This is a genomic window from Cryobacterium sp. Y82, from assembly GCF_002929495.1.
Classification (GTDB): Bacteria; Actinomycetota; Actinomycetes; order Actinomycetales; family Microbacteriaceae; genus Cryobacterium; species Cryobacterium serini.
This window is the reverse complement of the sequence record NZ_PJJJ01000037.1, coordinates 127576-143418: the sequence shown is the minus strand read 5'-3', so window position 1 is coordinate 143418 and position 15843 is coordinate 127576. Positions and strand designations below refer to the sequence as shown.

10 protein-coding genes are annotated in these 15843 nt (G+C 66.5%); 8 read left to right on the top strand and 2 right to left on the bottom strand.

The window, feature by feature from the left end:
- Window positions 1–4 precede the first annotated feature (4 nt).
- The 7 genes from CXY70_RS17890 to CXY70_RS15910 all read left to right on the top strand — a co-directional run bounded on the left by CXY70_RS17890 (window position 5) and on the right by CXY70_RS15910 (window position 13062).
- Window positions 5–145: a hypothetical protein gene (locus CXY70_RS17890; RefSeq protein WP_158251007.1), complete on the top strand. Its 141-nt coding sequence runs from the start codon at window positions 5–7 to the stop codon at window positions 143–145.
- A complete protein-coding gene (locus CXY70_RS15935) occupies window positions 142–2079 on the top strand; it encodes a heavy metal translocating P-type ATPase (protein ID WP_104193320.1) in 1938 nt (645 codons plus the stop codon). Before CXY70_RS17890 ends, CXY70_RS15935 begins: the two co-directional genes overlap by 4 nt.
- A 286-nt stretch (window positions 2080–2365) precedes the next feature.
- Complete coding sequence (locus CXY70_RS15930) at window positions 2366–5941, top strand: S8 family serine peptidase (protein WP_233205985.1); 3576 nt, start codon at window positions 2366–2368, stop codon at window positions 5939–5941.
- Window positions 5942–6197: 256 nt separating this feature from the next.
- Window positions 6198–9872, top strand: a complete 3675-nt coding sequence (locus tag CXY70_RS15925; protein ID WP_104193571.1) for a S8 family serine peptidase — start codon at window positions 6198–6200, stop codon at window positions 9870–9872.
- 146 nt (window positions 9873–10018) lie between these two features.
- Entirely contained in the window at window positions 10019–11266 is a 1248-nt protein-coding gene (locus CXY70_RS15920; protein WP_233205984.1) for an MFS transporter, read from the top strand.
- 73 nt (window positions 11267–11339) lie between these two features.
- The gene (locus CXY70_RS15915; protein ID WP_104193318.1) at window positions 11340–12347 is read left to right on the top strand and encodes a ring-cleaving dioxygenase; all 1008 of its coding nucleotides are present in this window, start codon (window positions 11340–11342) and stop codon (window positions 12345–12347) included.
- Between the two features lie 34 nt (window positions 12348–12381).
- A complete protein-coding gene (locus CXY70_RS15910) occupies window positions 12382–13062 on the top strand; it encodes an alpha/beta hydrolase (protein ID WP_104193317.1) in 681 nt (226 codons plus the stop codon).
- Here the strand turns inward: CXY70_RS15910 and CXY70_RS15905 are convergent.
- Complete coding sequence (locus tag CXY70_RS15905) at window positions 13034–13390, bottom strand: YrdB family protein (protein WP_233205983.1); 357 nt, start codon at window positions 13388–13390, stop codon at window positions 13034–13036. The two genes, CXY70_RS15910 and CXY70_RS15905, sit on opposite strands and share 29 nt — an antisense overlap.
- Before the next feature lie 119 nt (window positions 13391–13509).
- The gene (purU, locus tag CXY70_RS15900; protein WP_104193316.1) at window positions 13510–14370 is read right to left on the bottom strand and encodes a formyltetrahydrofolate deformylase; all 861 of its coding nucleotides are present in this window, start codon (window positions 14368–14370) and stop codon (window positions 13510–13512) included.
- A gap of 197 nt (window positions 14371–14567) precedes the next feature.
- Here purU and CXY70_RS15895 point away from each other — a divergent pair, with 197 nt between their 5' ends.
- Window positions 14568–15833, top strand: coding sequence for an MFS transporter (locus tag CXY70_RS15895; protein WP_104193315.1), 1266 nt, complete (start codon window positions 14568–14570; stop codon window positions 15831–15833).
- Window positions 15834–15843 lie beyond the last annotated feature (10 nt).

The window sequence follows — 15843 nt, the reverse complement described above, 5'->3', positions numbered from 1 at the left end:
ACTCATGAAGGCCTCGACCACTCTGGTCGGGGCCTTCATGAGTACACGAACGGATGCCGGTGCGCTGCGTTCGGCGCAGGGAATGGCTGGACTGGCCCAGGACGAGTGGCGGCCTGAACGCGCAGGGGCCAGACTCAGTGCATGACCCGCATCCCGGCCTTCGTTTTGAGGTATCCCATCGTCGCGGCGACGATGGTCGTCGGACTGATCGGCCTGGCCCTGTGGACCGTCGAAGCGACCGATGCCGTGCGGTGGCTGTTCAGCGGATACGGCCTCGTCATCGCCCTGATCGAACTCGTCGGGATGCTGCGCCGGCTGCGCCGAGGCAGCTTTGGCATCGACCTGCTCGCGATCATCGCGATCGTCGCGACCATCGTCGTCGGCGAATACGTGGCGACCCTGCTCATCGTGCTCATGCTCGCCGGCGGGGCGGCCCTCGAAGACTTCGCCGCGGGGCGAGCGGCGCGGGAACTGGACGCGCTGTTGAAACGGGCCCCGCAAATAGCGCATCGACTCGACCCCGACACGGGCGGGACCACGGATGTGCCCGCCACCGAGGTGCGCGTGGGGGATCTGCTGCTGGTGCGCCCCTCCGAGATCGTGCCCGTCGACGGGCAGCTGCAGAGCGACAGTGCCGCGTTCGATGAGTCCTCGCTCACGGGCGAGAGCCTTCCGGTGGAGCGAGCAGCCGGTGACGGGGTTCTTAGCGGGTCGATCAACGGACAGACGGCGGCCCGTATCGTCGCTAGGGCGACCGCCGCGAACAGCCAATACCAGCGCATCATCGCCCTCGTGGAGGAGGCGTCGACGAGCAAGGCCCCGGTGGTGCGGCTCGCCGACCGCTACGCCGTGCCGTTCACCGCCGGCTCGCTCGCCCTCGCCGCGCTGGCCTGGGTGCTCTCCGGCGACCCGGTGCGGTTTGCCGAGGTTCTCGTGGTGGCGACACCGTGCCCGCTGCTGCTCGCCGCACCCGTCGCGTTCATGGGCGGCATGAGTCGCGCCGCCCGCAACGGCATCATCGTGAAGGGTGCCGGGGTGCTCGAAGCACTCTCCCGAGCTAAAACTGTCGTCTTCGACAAGACCGGAACACTCACCTACGGCACACCGGCGATTACCGAAGTGCGCCCCGAAGCGGACTTCACCCCCGATGAGCTGTTGGCGCTCGCGGCGTCGGCCGAGCAATATTCGAGTCACGTGCTGGCGGCATCCGTTATTGCGGCCGCACGCGAGCGCGGTCTCGAACTGCACGCGGCGGACTCGGCGAGCGAGGCCGCAACCTTCGGCGTCGAGGCCCGATTCGGGGCCGGTGTGGTGCGGGTCGGCAAGCTCGCCTTCATTCATGACGGAACAGCGGATGCGGCGGCTACCCACCTCGCCGGCGGCGAGCTCGCCATATACGTGGCCGTCGATGGGCGGTTCGCCGGCAGTATCGTGGCGAGCGACCGGGTACGCGACAACGCCCGCCAGACCGTCGACGACCTCGCACGCCTCGGTGTGCGGGAGAGTCTTATGCTCACTGGCGATGCGCGTGCCACCGCCCAGCACGTCGCCGGCCAGGTGGGTATCGTGCATGTGCGCGCGGATTGCCTGCCGAGTGACAAGGTCGAAGCGGTGCAGGCGCTGACCCGACGGCCAGTGATCATGGTCGGGGACGGCGTCAATGACGCTCCCGTGCTGGCCGTCGCCGATGTGGGCATCGCAATGGGCGCGAAAGGCTCCACCGCGGCGAGCGAATCGGCCGATGTGGTCATTCTGCTCGACGATATCTCGCGCACGGTGCGGGCCGTGCGCATCGGAAAAGACACCGTGCGGGTGGCCCTGCAGAGCATCTGGCTCGGCATCATGCTGAGCGTCATGCTCATGGTGGTTGCGGCGTTCGGGCTGATTCCGGCGACCGCGGGCGCTATCAGCCAGGAGGTCGTCGACCTTCTGACTATTCTGAATGCGCTGCGTGCGATCGGTGGTCGGCGGGACGAGGCGGCAGCGCGGCGGGTGCCGGCCGGTGTGGCGTCGACCGCTGCCGAAACGCGCGAGAAAGCGGACAGACCGGTACACCCAGCAGTAGACAGACCGGTCTGATTTGGGAGTTTGGAGCGACCCGAATTGTGCACTCGCCTAGGTAACGATCGTGTTACCGAGCAATCTGCACACTGTACGAGCCCATGGCCCGTGCGATACGTTCACGATCACGCCGTACCCCGAACTGGGGCAAAGCGGCTAGCGCACTCCGATCGGATTGGACACGCACGTGAGATCACTCTTCAGGCGCACCACACTTCCGCACGAAAGCCCGACTTTCGTTTCTCGTTTCGCCCCCCATCAGACGCTTCCCCAGCGGCAGGGACTCAGGCTGATTGCGCTCTGCGTGACCACGACCATGGTCACTGCCGGCGCCCTCGTTGTTGTGACCGGAGCGACCGCAGCCCCCATGGCCCCCGGGCTGGCCGGCGCTATCGGTGCCGGCCAGTCGGCCACGGACTTTACCGACGGCCGCTACATCGTGACCCTGGCAGACGACGCCGTCGCCACCTACAACGGCGGGGTCGACGGGTTTGCTCCGACCACACCGGATGCCGGTGCCCGCCTCGATCCGCACAGTCGCGCCTCGGCGACCTATTCTGATTACCTGCGCGGGAAGCAGAAACAGGTGGCGGCATCCGTCGATGCCACGATCGACTACTCGTATACCCTCGCCCTCAACGGGTTTGCCGCCGAGCTCTCTGCCGCGCAGGCCGCAGCCCTCTCGGCCGAGAAAGACGTCGTGGCCATCACTCCAGACGAGCTCAAGCACATAACGGCTACCTCATCGACTGATTTCCTCGGTCTCTCCGCGGACGGTGGGGTCTGGGCGAAGACCGGTGGCGCAGACACCGCGGGGGAGGGCGTCGTTATCGGCGTGCTCGATACCGGTCTTGCTCCCGAGAACCCCTCCTTCGCCGGCGACGTGCTCGGTAGTACGCCCGGAGGCGAGCCGTGGCTCGACGGTGACACGATCACCATGACCAAGAGCGACGGCACTGCCTTCACGGGTGAGTGCATGACTGGCGTGCAGTTTGACGCAACTGACTGCAGCACCAAGGTGGTCGGTGCACGCTACTTCGTGACCGGCTTCGGAGTCGACCGGATCGGCACTGCAGGCACCGGCGAATACCTCTCGCCGCGCGACGGCGATGGTCATGGGTCGCACACCGCGAGTACCGCTGGCGGAAACCACGACGTGACAGCGACCATCAGCGGTCTTGACTACGGTCTCATCTCCGGCGTCGCCCCGGCGGCCAAGATCGCCGCTTATAAGGTGTGCTGGTCCGGCCCCGACCAGGCGGTGTCGACCGACGATGGCTGCGCTACCTCCGACCTGCTGGCCGGCATCAATCAGGCCGTCGCCGATAACGTCGACGTGCTGAACTATTCGATCGGCGGCGGAGCAGCCGACACCACGGTGTCCCCGACCGACCAGGCCTTCCTCGGCGCAGCCGCAGCCGGAATCTTCGTGGCCGCCTCGGCCGGCAACTCCGGTCCAGGTGTGTCCACCCTCGACAACGCCGCCCCGTGGATCACCACGGTCGCGGCGAGCACCATTCCTGGCTATGAGGCCACCGCCACCCTTGGCGATGGCACGGCCTACGCGGGCGGATCGATCTCCGTCGACCGAACAGCTGGCGCCACACCGCTGGCCGGTACCCTCGTGCGCGGTGACCTCGTGGCTGCTACCGGTCACGACCCGGCCGACGCTCTGCTCTGCGGCCCGGGTTCGCTCGACGCCGAACTGGTCGCCGGAACCATCGTGTTCTGCGAGCGCGGGATCTATGACCGGGTCGCAAAGTCCGCTGAAGTCCTGCGGGCCGGCGGTATTGGAATGCTGCTGGTCAACAGAAATCCGGGCTCGGTCGATACTGACGAGCACACCGTGCCGACGATTCACCTTGACGCCCCGTACTGGGCGGCTACCTATTCCTATGCGGGCAGCGCCGGGGCCTCAGCTGTATTCACGGATGGGAATACGACCAGTTACACGCCGCCGACACCGCAGGTGGCCGGGTTCTCGTCGCGTGGACCGGTTCTCGCCGACGGTAGTGATATTCTCAAGCCCGACGTGACCGCTCCGGGCGTGGCCATTCTCGCCGACGGCCCCAACGCTGCTGGCGGTGAGCCGAGCTGGCAGTTTCTCTCAGGCACGTCGATGTCGAGCCCTCAGATTGCCGGACTGGCTGCGCTGTACCTGGGCGAACGCCCGCTCGCGACCCCGGGTGAGATCAAATCGGCCATGATGACGAGCGCCTACAATACCGTCGACGCCGAGGGTGCCACCATCACCGCCCCGTTCGCTCAAGGGGCCGGACACGTCGACCCGACGCGAATGTTCGAACCGGGCTTGCTGTACCTGAACGGTAGCGCCGACTGGTACTCCTACATTCAGGGCATCGGTTATGACGTCGGTGCCGACCCAATAGACCCGAGCAACCTCAACCTGGCCTCCATCGCGATCGGCTCGCTGACCGCGCCGGAAACCATCACCCGCACCGTCACGAGCACCGAGGCCGCCACCTTCACCGCCCAGCCGGTAACGGTGCCGGGCATCGACGCGATGGTCTCGCCCAGCACCCTGACTTTTGGTGCCGCGGGTGAATCGGCCAGTTACACCGTCACCTTCACCCGAACGGATGCCCCGCTCGACACGTTCTCGACCGGCTCGCTCAATTGGGTGAGTGACTCGGGCGCGATCGTGCACAGCCCCGTCGCCATTCAGCCGGTGACCCTCGTAGCCCCCGCCACCGCGGACGGCACCGGGGTTGACGGCTCGGTCGACGTGTCCATCACCCCCGGAGCCACCGGGGACGTGGCCCTCAACCTGATCGGTCTCGCGGCGGGGCTGCACCAGAGCGACCCTGCCAACCCGTCGAGCCCGACCACCGGCACCGGCACCGCCGGCGACGAATTCCGCTACCAGGTCGAGGTGCCCGCGGGCACCCAGCTTGCCCGGTTCGACCTCGACGCGCTCGATCAAACCGCCGACCTTGACCTGATCGTCTACCGCCTAAATGGCAACGGCGGGGATCCGGTTGCCGGCTGGCAGTCCGCGACCGGATCGGCCGATGAGCAGATCGACCTAATCTCTCCGCAGGCTGGCTTCTACCAGGTGATCGCATCGGTCTACAGCGGAACGACGGCGTTCGACGTGAACACCTACTCGGTGCTCACCGGCGCCGGCGAAGGTGCACTCGTGGCTGACCCGCCGGTCATTGCCGGTCAGCAGGGAGTTGCGGCAACGTACTCGCTGTCCTGGTCTGGCCTGACGCCCGAGACCGGGTACCTGGGTCTAGTCGGCTACGGCGACACCACGGTATCGACGGTGGTGTCGGTCGCCAGCGGCGCAGCGCCCGAACCGAAGACGCCCGTGAACACGGTTCTCCCCTCGATCGAGGGCACCGCGGTGGTGGGCCAGGCGTTGACCGTCAACCCCGGTATGTGGGATGTCACCGGGCTGGAGTACACCTTCCAGTGGCAGGCCGATGGTCGCGACGTGAGGAAGGCCACCAAAGCCGACTACACACCGACCAAGTCGCTCGGCGGCACGACGCTCACCGTGGTCGTGACGGCGCGGGCCGACGGGCTGCCGACGGGCACGGCCACCTCGGCCGGGGTCCTCGTCAAGTACCGCGCCACGGTTGAGCTCACGGTTGATTCGAGGGCCACGCCGCACTCGACGGGCGTGAAGATCGAGGTGTCGGTGCAGACGGACGCCCCGCGCTCGGCCCAGCTCGGGACAGTGCAGGTTCTAGTCGATGACCAGAGCTACGACATAACCCTCGATCGCAAGGGCCGGGGATCACTCTCCCTGACCGACCTGGACCGCGGCACCTACACGGTGACCGCGCAGTATGCCGGTAGCGACCTCGTGGCCGCGGCGACGAGTAAGCCACGCACGCTGATCGTGCGGTAGCCGGGCCTAGCGTACGGCGCGCGCCGCAGCATCCGTTTCGAAGCGGATGCTGCGGCGCGCGTTTGCGTGCACGCCGACGCGGACCGCTGCCAGACGTACCTGTGGCATGCCCCTATCCGCGGGGCGGTCAGCGCGCTACGGTCACCAGCGAACTGTCCCGCGGATCGGAACAGCGAACCGTTCCCGCTGTGGAATGAGACCACCTCGCACCCTTACTAGATTGGACACCAACGTGAGTTCTTTCTTCAGGCGCACGATGTCTGCGCCGGATTCAGCGCTGAACCCGACGCCGACATTCCGCACGCGTCGCCGCGCCACAATCGCGGCCACCGTCACCGTAGCCCTGGTGGGCGCTTCAGTACTCGTCGGCGGCACCCTTCCCGCCGGCGCGGCCCCGGCTGCGACCGGCCTCTCTGGCAGCATCGCCTCTCCCGGCGGACAACGCATGGACTTCACCGCCGGACGTTACATCGTTACCCTCAGCGACGAGGCCGTTGCTTTGTACCAGGGCGGTGTCAACGGTTTCTCGGCCACTATGCCGGGCGCCGGAGCTAAGCTCGACGCGCAAAGCCGCTCGGCCGAGACCTATAAGGACTATCTCACCCGGCTGCAAAGTGAGGTGGCAGCATCCGTTGACGCCACCGTGGCGTATTCCTACACCCTGGCGGTGAACGGGTTCGCTGCGGAGTTGACCGGCAAGCAGGCGGCAGCCCTCGCTGTCAAGAAGAATGTGGTGTCGGTCGTTCCCGACGCCCTCCGTCACGTGACGGCCGAGTCGTCGACCGACTTTTTGCGGCTGAGCGGGCCGACCGGACTATGGTCCAAGCTGGGCGGATCGAGTGAAGCTGGCAAGGGCGTGGTGATCGGAGTGCTCGACACCGGTATCGCCCCGGAGAACCCCTCCTTTGCCGGCTCAGCGCTCGGCACGACGCCCGGCGATGAGCCGTGGCTCGACGGTGACACGATCACCATGAACAAAGCCGACGGAACCACCTTCACGGGCACCTGCCAGATCGGCGAACAATTCACAGCTGATGCCTGCAGCACCAAGGTGATTGGTGCGCGGTACTTCCTCGACGGATTCGGCGCCGACCAGATCGGTGACGCCTCAACGGGGGAATATGTCTCCCCGCGCGATGGCGACGGCCACGGGTCGCACACCGCGAGCACTGCCGGCGGAAACGTCGACGTTGCCGCGAATGTGAACGGCGTCGACTTCGGCGCCATTTCAGGCGTGGCGCCGGCCGCCAAGATCGCCGCCTACAAGGTGTGCTGGTCCGGCCCCGACAACTCGGTCACGACCGATGACGGATGCACGGACACCGATATTCTGCGCGCTGTCGACCAGGCCATCTCCGACGGCGTCGACGTGATCAACTACTCGATCGGCGGCGGCCCGGCCCAGACCACGTTCTCGCCCACCGACCAGGCCTTCCTCGGCGCGGCGGCAGCGGGCATCTTCGTGGCCGCCTCGGCCGGAAACGACGGCCCCGGTGAGTCGACCGTGGAAAACGTCGCTCCGTGGATCACCACGGTCGCCGCGAGCACGATCCCCTCGTACGAGGCCACCGCCACCCTCGGTGACGGCTCGCAATACGCCGGTGCCTCGATCACCGTTGACCGCACGCCCGGCGCCACCCCGCTCTCCGGCGACCTGCTGCGGGCCGACCTCGTGTCGGTGGACGGCTTTGACGCGGCCGACGCACTGCTCTGTGCACCGGATTCGCTCGACGCCGACAAGGTGGCTGGCGGGATCGTCTTCTGCCAACGCGGCGTTTACGACCGAGTGGCCAAGTCGGCCGAGGTATTGCGGGCGGGCGGCAGCGGCATGCTGCTGGTCAACCGCACACCGGCCGACGTCGCCACTGACGATCACTCGGTGCCGAGCATCCACTTGGACGCGAACGCCTTCGACCCGATCTACGCCTACGCGGCGACGGATGGCGCGACGGTCACCTTCACAACCGACAACACGACCGCCACGCAGACTCCGGTGCCCCAGATAGCCGGTTTCTCCTCTCGCGGGCCGGTGACCGCCGACGGCGGCGACCTGCTCAAGCCCGATATCGCCGCACCCGGTGTCAGCATCCTGGCTGATGGCGCCAACGCGGCCGGGGCCGACCCGACGTTTGAGTTTCTCTCGGGCACCTCCATGGCCAGCCCGCATATCGCCGGTCTCGCCGCGCTCATTCTGAGCTTTCGGCCGCTCGCGACCCCGTCCGAGATCAAATCGGTCATGATGACGACCGCGAAGGACACGGTTGACGCCAACGGTGAACGGGTGACCGACCCGTTCGCGCAGGGTGCCGGGCAGGTCAATCCCTCGTCCTTCGACTTTCCAGGACTGGTCTACCAGAGCGGACCGGCCGACTGGCTGGCCTACCTGCAGGGGATCGGGTTCGATGCCGGCGTGGAGCCGATCGACGCGAGCAACCTGAACCTTCCGTCGATCCAAATCGGAGCCCTGACCGCGCCCGAGACGATCACCCGCACGGTGACCGCCGTACGGGTAGGTACTTACACCGCCACTCCCATCGAGATTCCTGGCATCAACGCTGTCGTCTCGCCGTCCGAGATGACTTTCGCTGCGGTCGGCGAGAAGCAGAGTTACACGGTGACGTTCACCAGAACGGATGCCCCGCTCGATGTGTACGCAACCGGCTCGCTGGACTGGGGCTTCGGAAACGGTGGCTCGGGTGACCCCGGCGACTTCTTCGACGTGGTGCACAGCCCGATCGCTGTTCGTCCGGTCACGGTCGTCGCTCCGACCGAGGTGGCCGGCGCCGGTATGGACGGCACGGTCGACGTGACCGTTGCTCCCGGCGGTTCAGATCCGGTGGCGCTGAACCTCAGCGGCCTGGCCAACGGGGTGCACCAGAACAACGCCGACGACCCCTTCGCCCCGCACACCGATGCGGGCGCGACCGGCGATCAGTTCACCTACGAGGTGGAGATCCAGGAGGGCCGGCTGGCCCGGTTCGATCTGAACGCCGTCGATGATTCAACCGACCTGGACCTGTTCGTGCTGTTGCTCGACGGCGCGGGCGGCAACCCGGTTGCCGGCTGGCAATCGGCTACCGGTTCGGCCGACGAGCACGTCGACCTGGACGACCCCGAGGCCGGTTTCTACCAGGTGGTCGTTGATGTGTTCTCCGGTTCGACCGCGTTCGACGTGAACACCTTCTCGGTCTCGTCGGGGGAGCCCAGCAATGGGTTCACAGCGACCCCGCCGGCGATCCAGGGACCGCAGGGCGTACCGGTCACGTACACGTTGAGCTGGGCCGGACTCGTACCGAACACGCCATACCTCGGTGTGGTCGACTATGGCGACAGTACCGCGTCGACGATCCTCACTGTCGCTGCCAGCGAAGGCGGCGACACGGATGCCCCGGTGAACACGGTGGCACCGAGCGTGTCGGGTACGGCCGAGATCGGGTCGGTGTTGACTGCTGATCCTGGCCAGTGGAACACCGAGGGCCTCGCCTTCGGCTACCAGTGGCAGAGCGACGGCGTCGATATTGCCGGTGCAACCTCGGCGAGCTTTACACTGGCCAAGGCGCTCGCCGGAACGACAGTGACCGTGATAGTGACCGCCACGGTATCGGGCGGGCCGAGTTCCATAGCAACGTCGGCCGGTCTCGTCGTGAAGTATGCCGCGAAGGTTGCGCTGAGCATCAGCCACCGAGCCGTCTTCTTCTCCAGCCGGGTCACCGTGTCCGTCACGGTTGCCAGCAAGGGTGAGGTCGGCGACACAGCGACAGTCACGGTCGATAAGCGCCGGTTCACCGTGGCGCTCGACGCGAACGGGCATGGCAGCGTCACGCTGCCGAAGCTCAGTCGTGGGCTGTACAAAATCGTCGGGCACTACGCCGGCAACGACGCGGTCGCTGCCGCGACGAGCCCGACGCGTTCCCTGCTGATCGTGCGGTAGCCCCGCCGCCCTCGCCCCGGGCCTCGTCTCTTTCTGGACGGGGCCCGGGCCCCGTCCCTGGGCCCAGATTAGAAACTGGGCCCAGGGACATAAGGTGGGCCCGGACCCGGCACGGGGCAACCAGCGCGGCAGCTTAGGCTGGAGGGATGCGAGTGGCGGAATGGATGCGGGGGCGACGCCGGGCATCCGCTGTACCCGAATTAGCCGCGGGCAGCACCGGTCCGAAGCCCCGCTTGAATCGTGACGTGATCGTGCTCGGCGTCATCGCTTTCTTTGTGATGGTGGGGTTCGGCGTTGTCGTTCCGGTGCTTCCGGTTTATGTGCAGAGTTTCGGGGTGGGCAACCTCGCGGTCGGAGCCGTTGTATCGGCGTTCGCGCTCATGCGTTTCGTGTTCAGTCCGGTCTGCGGGCGCCTGATCGACTGGGCGGGGGAACGCACCGTTCTGGCAATCGGCATCGGAATCGTCGCCCTCTCCAGCGGGCTGGTCGGCGCCGCAGACAGCTATCTGCAACTGTTGCTGCTGCGCGGTGCGGGTGGTATCGGCTCAGCCATGTTCTCGGTGTCGGCGATGACGTTGCTGCTGCGCACAGCGGAACCGGGCCGGCGAGCCCGCGCGATCGGCTTCTATCAGGGCGGATTCCTCATCGGCGGCATGGCCGGTCCGGCGATCGGCAGCCTGCTTGCCACGATCTCCCTGACCGCGCCCTTCTTCTTCTACGCCGGCACCCTCACCGTTGCTGGCCTGATCGGGCTGTTTCTGTTGCGCTCGGGCGGCCGAGACGCCGCGCTGGCCGGAGCCGACGCATCCGCCGAGCGCACGCCGTTTCGCACCGTGTTGCGCGATGAGCGCTTTCGTGCGGCCTGCATCGCCAACTTTGCCCAGGGCTGGACCTCGCTCGGGGTGCGTACGACCCTCATCCCCCTGTTCGTCGTCGTGGTTCTCGGTGGAACGAGCTCGTGGACCGGTCTCGCCCTCGCCGCTGCCGCCGTGGCCCAGGCGCTCGCCCTCGCGCCGGCCGCCCGCTTTGTCGACACCGTCGGGCGCAGACCGGCCATCATCGGGGCGTTCACTGTCGCCGGACTCGCGATTGTGGCGATCGCGTTCTCACCGAATATCTGGGTTCTCGGCGCCCTGCTCTGCGTCTACGGAGTCGCTGCAGCGTTCATGGGAACCGCGCCGGCCGCAGCCGTAGGCGATGCCGCTGGGGCCCGCGGCGGACGCCCGGTATCGGTGTTCTCGATGTGTGCGGATGCCGGTGCTATCGTCGGTCCGCTCGTCGCGGGTCTGCTCGTTGACACCTTCTCGTTCTCGGCCGGGTTCGCAGTCGGCGGTATTTTCCTGGTCATCGCCGCCGCCTACGCGCTACGGATGCCGTCGGAACGTCGCGTCTGAGAATCAGGGAATGAAATCCGCGATACATGCGTTTGCATGAACATCGAACGATTGACTTTCAAGGAGAATGCCCATGACCGTCCAGACCAGCGGGCTGCACCACGTCACCGCGATCGCCGGAGCCCCGCAGCGTAATATCGACTTCTACGTCACCGGGCTCGGCCTGCGCCTCGTCAAGAAAACCGTGAACTTCGACGACCCGGGCACCTATCACCTCTACTACGGCGACGATTCCGGCCGCCCAGGATCGCTGCTCACCTTCTTTCCCTGGACCGGCATTCGCAGCGGCCGCACCGGCGCCGGCCAGTCGACGACTACCGCCTTCTCGGTCCCGGCCGGCAGCATCGGTTGGTGGAAGGACCACTTCGCGAAGCTCGGCGTGGAGTCCAGCGTAACCGGGCGTTCCTCCCATGAGGAGCGGCTCTCGCTGCGCGACCCCGACGGGCTGCAGCTCGACCTGGTGGCGTCGTCGACGGTGGATCCGCGTAATCCCTGGGACTCCGCAGCCGTGCCCGCCGAGTTCGCGGTGCGCGGGCAGCACTCGTCCGTGCTCACCGTTGCCGACCCGGCCAAGACCGTGCAGGTGCTCACAACCGACCTCGGTATGCATGTCATTAGTGAAACGGATGGTCGCATTCGCGTCGGTGCCGGCGACGGCGCGCCCGGCAACCTCGTCGATGTGCTGGCCGACCCGACGAATGAGCCCGGCTTGACTGCCGGCGGCAGCGTGCACCACGTGGCTTTTAGGGTGCCTGACCGGGCCACACAGATCGAATGGCGTGAGCAGCTCGCAGACCGCGGCTACGGCGTGACCACCATTCTCGACCGCCAGTACTTTACCTCCATCTACTTTCGGGAACCCGGTGGCGTACTCTTTGAAATCGCGACCGACACCCCCGGATTCGACATTGACGAGCCGCTGCTCGAGCTGGGCCGGTCGCTCAAGCTTCCGCCGTGGCTCGAGCCGAGCCGCGAGGCCATTGAGAATGCGGTCGTACCGATCACTCTGCCGCCCGAGAACAACCCCGTGGCAGCGGATGCTACGCCGCCGGTTCCGGCTGCCGCCTCGGTCAGCGAATGAGCGTCGCCGCGCAGCCGTCTGGCGGACCGGCCGAATGAGCGCCGTCAGGGGGCATGCCCAGTGGCCGCACCTGTTTCAACCCGGGTCTGTCGACGCGCCCGTGCTGCTGATGCTGCACGGTACCGGCGGCGATGAACAGCAGATCAGTGCTCTGGCCGCGGCGCTCGACCCGAACGCCGCCGTGCTCGCCCCGCGCGGTCGCGTGCAGGAGAACGGGATGAACCGTTGGTTTAAGCGCCTGTCGGAGGGTGTCTTCGACACCGACGACGTGGTTCGACGAGCCGATGAGCTCGCCGGATTCCTGGTCTGGGCGCGTGACCACTACGAATTGGGTGACCGCCCGCTGGTCGCCGTCGGATTCTCGAACGGCGCCAACATCGCGATTGCGACGGCGCTGTTACACCCCGAAACGGTGCCGCGGGTGGTCGCGTTCTCCGGCATGCATCCGCTCGACCGGGCTGCACCGGATGCACAACCTGCCGCAGGGAGCGAGCTGGCGGCATCCGCTCTGCTGCTATTGAACGGTCGAAGCGATCCGATGGCACCGCTGTCGAGCGTTCAGAAACTCGTGACGTTGCTCGAAGCGCGCGGCGCGCGGGTGCAGCAGGAGTTGCGCCCCGGCGGGCACGGCATTGCCGAAACGGATGTTGCGGCCGCGGTGGCCTGGCTCCGCGCTCTCGAGCGCGCTAGCGGAGTTCTTTGCGCCCAGAAATAACGCCGCTGACGGTAGCAACGACGGCGAAGATCACGGTGATTATGGGAAAGCCGAGGTCCCACCAGGCGATCGCGGCCGCGCCGAAGATGGCAATTTCAATAAAGGCCTTACCGAACGGGTCGAGCCGAAAAACAGCCTTCGGCGACCGGAACAGGGCCCAGACCAGAATCGCGAAAGCCGGGGTGGCGAGGCCGAACAGGATGCCGGGCCAGGGGAGTGGCCAGGCGATGAAGCCCCAGAATCCGAGGCTGATGAAGGCGAAGAGTTCGAGCACGAACCGGAGCATGTCGTTGGGGCCAATTTTCGGCAGTTCGCGCTTATCTGTCACCCATCAAGCTTAGCGATGCGCTCCGCCCCTGCGTTCCAAGACCGGGCCTAGGCCCGGGCCACGGGCCCAGGATAGAGACTGGGCCCGTGGCCTCAAGGTGGGCCCACGAAAGCGCGCGGCTACTTGAAGATGATCGTGCGAGCTCCGTCAAGCAGCACACGGTTCTCGGCGAACCACTTCACCGCCTGCGTGAGCGTGCGGCTCTCTTCGTCTTGGCCGATCGAGACGAGCTCGGTGGGCGTGCGCGAGTGGTCCACCCGCACCACGTTTTGCTCGATGATCGGCCCCTCGTCGAGATCGCCGGTCACGAAGTGCGCCGTCGCCCCGATGAGTTTCACGCCCCGCGCGTGCGCCTGGCGGTACGGGTTGGCACCCTTGAACCCCGGCAGGAACGAGTGGTGAATGTTGATCGCCCGACCGTTGAGCTTCGCGCAGAGCTCCGGCGACAGAATTTGCATGTAGCGAGCAAGCACGACGAGTTCAATATCGAGTTCGTCGACCGCCTCGACGACGCGCGCCTCGAAAGCGGCCCTGCTGGCGGCATCCGTTATCGGTAATGACTCAAACGGAACCCCGTAAAACCCGACCAGGTCGCGCAGCGTGCCGTGATTGCTCAGTACGAGCGGAATCTCGACCGAAAGCTGCCCACCGCGCTGTCGAAACAGCAGGTCGTTCACGCAATGGCCGGCCGACGAGGCGAGCACGAGGGTGCGCAGGGGGCGTCCGACGACATCGATGATCGACGCCATCGCATAGCGTTCGATCACGGGGGCGAGCGCCGCCTCGAGCTCGGGCCGGGTCGCCCGTGACTGCACCTGCAGGCGCATGAAAAACCGCCCGGTGTCATCGCTGGAGAACTGCTGGCTCTCGGAGATATTGCCCTGTGCCTGCACGATCGCGCCGCTGACCGCGTGCACGATTCCCGGCTGGTCGGCACAGACCAGGGTGATAACCCAGTGATGCGGGGTGGAAGAAGTCATTGCCTCAGAATACCGGGCGGCTTGGGCGGATGCCGTGGCTGGGCCACCTTGCCGCCTCACCTCGCGTGGGTAGACTACTCGACGGTCGTACTGAACAAGTCGACCCCGGGCGCGCACGTCGGCGCGTAGTCGAGTGGCCGTGACCTCGGTGTGAATGGTCAGAGCGGCCAGCTTCGGCTCTCGGCACGAATGCAGACATGACTAATACAGCAAATATTTTTTTGCCCACCGGCTCGATCCCCGTCGTTCCTTCCGCCCGCTCCCGCGCGACCAAACTTCCGTTTCCCTGGGCCGGGCTGATCACCCTGTCCGCCGTCGTATTCCTCTCGGTCACGAGCGAAATGCTGCCGACCGGTCTGCTCCCCGAAATGAGCCGAAGTCTGGGCGTCGCGCAGTCGCAAATCGGTCTTCTCGTCTCGTGGTTCGCCTTCACTGTCGTGCTCACAAGCGCCCCGGTCGCCATCTGGACCCGCCGCTTTCCGCGCCACGGCCTGATCATCGTCGTGCTCATCATCTTCGCGGTGAGCAATATCCTCACCGCCATCGCTCCGACCTACGAGTTCGTCGTCGCCGCCCGAGTGCTCGGCGGCGTCGCGCACGGCCTGTTCTGGTCGGTTGTCGGTGCCTACGCTGCTCACCTCGTGCCGAAAGCGCAGATCGGCCGCGCGGTTTCCATCACGGTTGCAGGCGGCACGCTGGCCTTCGTTTTCGGGGTGCCGCTCGGCACCGCGGGCGGGCATCTGCTCGGCTGGCGCCTCTCTTTCGTCGTGCTCGCCGCCCTGATGCTCGTCGGTGCGGTACTGGTCTGGAAGTTTCTGCCACCGGTGGCGCGGCACTCCACGGGCGCGTCGGCATTCGCTGACACGACCAAACCGGCGACGAAAAACCGTCGGGACGCGACTGTGCCGGCGGTGGCGCTGATCTGCAGCATCACCGGCATCACGATGATCGGCCACTACAGTTTCTACACGTACATCACGCCGTTCCTGCTCGATGGGCTCGGCGTCGACCCCGTTCTCCTGGCCCCGCTGCTCTTCGCCTACGGCGTGGCCGGTGCTGTTGGACTGCTGCTCGTCGGCACGGTTTTCGGACCCCGACCGAGCCTCGGCCTGGTTCTGGGCCTCGCCGCGAGCGCCGTCAGCGTGAGCCTGCTCGCCATGTTCACGGCGACCCTACCCGTCGCGATCGCCGCGTTCGTGCTGTGGGGCATGACGTTTGGCATGCTGCCGCCGCTGCTGCAAACGCGGATGCTGCACGCTGCGTCGCCGCACATCCGCGACACCGCAAGCGCTTTTTACACCACCGCGTTCAACGCTGGTATCGGCGGTGGCGCACTGCTCGGCGCGGTGCTGATCGACAACGTCGGACTCGACACGGTGCCGATCGTCTACGTCGGGGTGCTGGTCGTGGCGCTCCTGCTCGTGATCATCACCGACCGCATGACGATCCGCCGCCGCGACTGAGCAGCGAGCG

Excerpts from the sequence above, each read along its gene's own strand:
- CXY70_RS17890 (WP_158251007.1), top strand. The coding sequence starts at position 5 with ATGAAGGCCTCGACCACTCTGGTCGGGGCCTTCATGAGTACACGAACG.
- CXY70_RS15925 (WP_104193571.1), top strand. The coding sequence starts at position 6,198 with ATGTCTGCGCCGGATTCAGCGCTGAACCCGACGCCGACATTCCGCACG.
- CXY70_RS15920 (WP_233205984.1), top strand. The coding sequence starts at position 10,019 with ATGCGAGTGGCGGAATGGATGCGGGGGCGACGCCGGGCATCCGCTGTA.
- CXY70_RS15915 (WP_104193318.1), top strand. The coding sequence starts at position 11,340 with ATGACCGTCCAGACCAGCGGGCTGCACCACGTCACCGCGATCGCCGGA.
- purU (WP_104193316.1), bottom strand. The coding sequence starts at position 14,370 with ATGACTTCTTCCACCCCGCATCACTGGGTTATCACCCTGGTCTGTGCC.
- CXY70_RS15935 (WP_104193320.1), top strand. The coding sequence starts at position 142 with ATGACCCGCATCCCGGCCTTCGTTTTGAGGTATCCCATCGTCGCGGCG.
- CXY70_RS15910 (WP_104193317.1), top strand. The coding sequence starts at position 12,382 with ATGAGCGCCGTCAGGGGGCATGCCCAGTGGCCGCACCTGTTTCAACCC.
- CXY70_RS15895 (WP_104193315.1), top strand. The coding sequence starts at position 14,568 with ATGACTAATACAGCAAATATTTTTTTGCCCACCGGCTCGATCCCCGTC.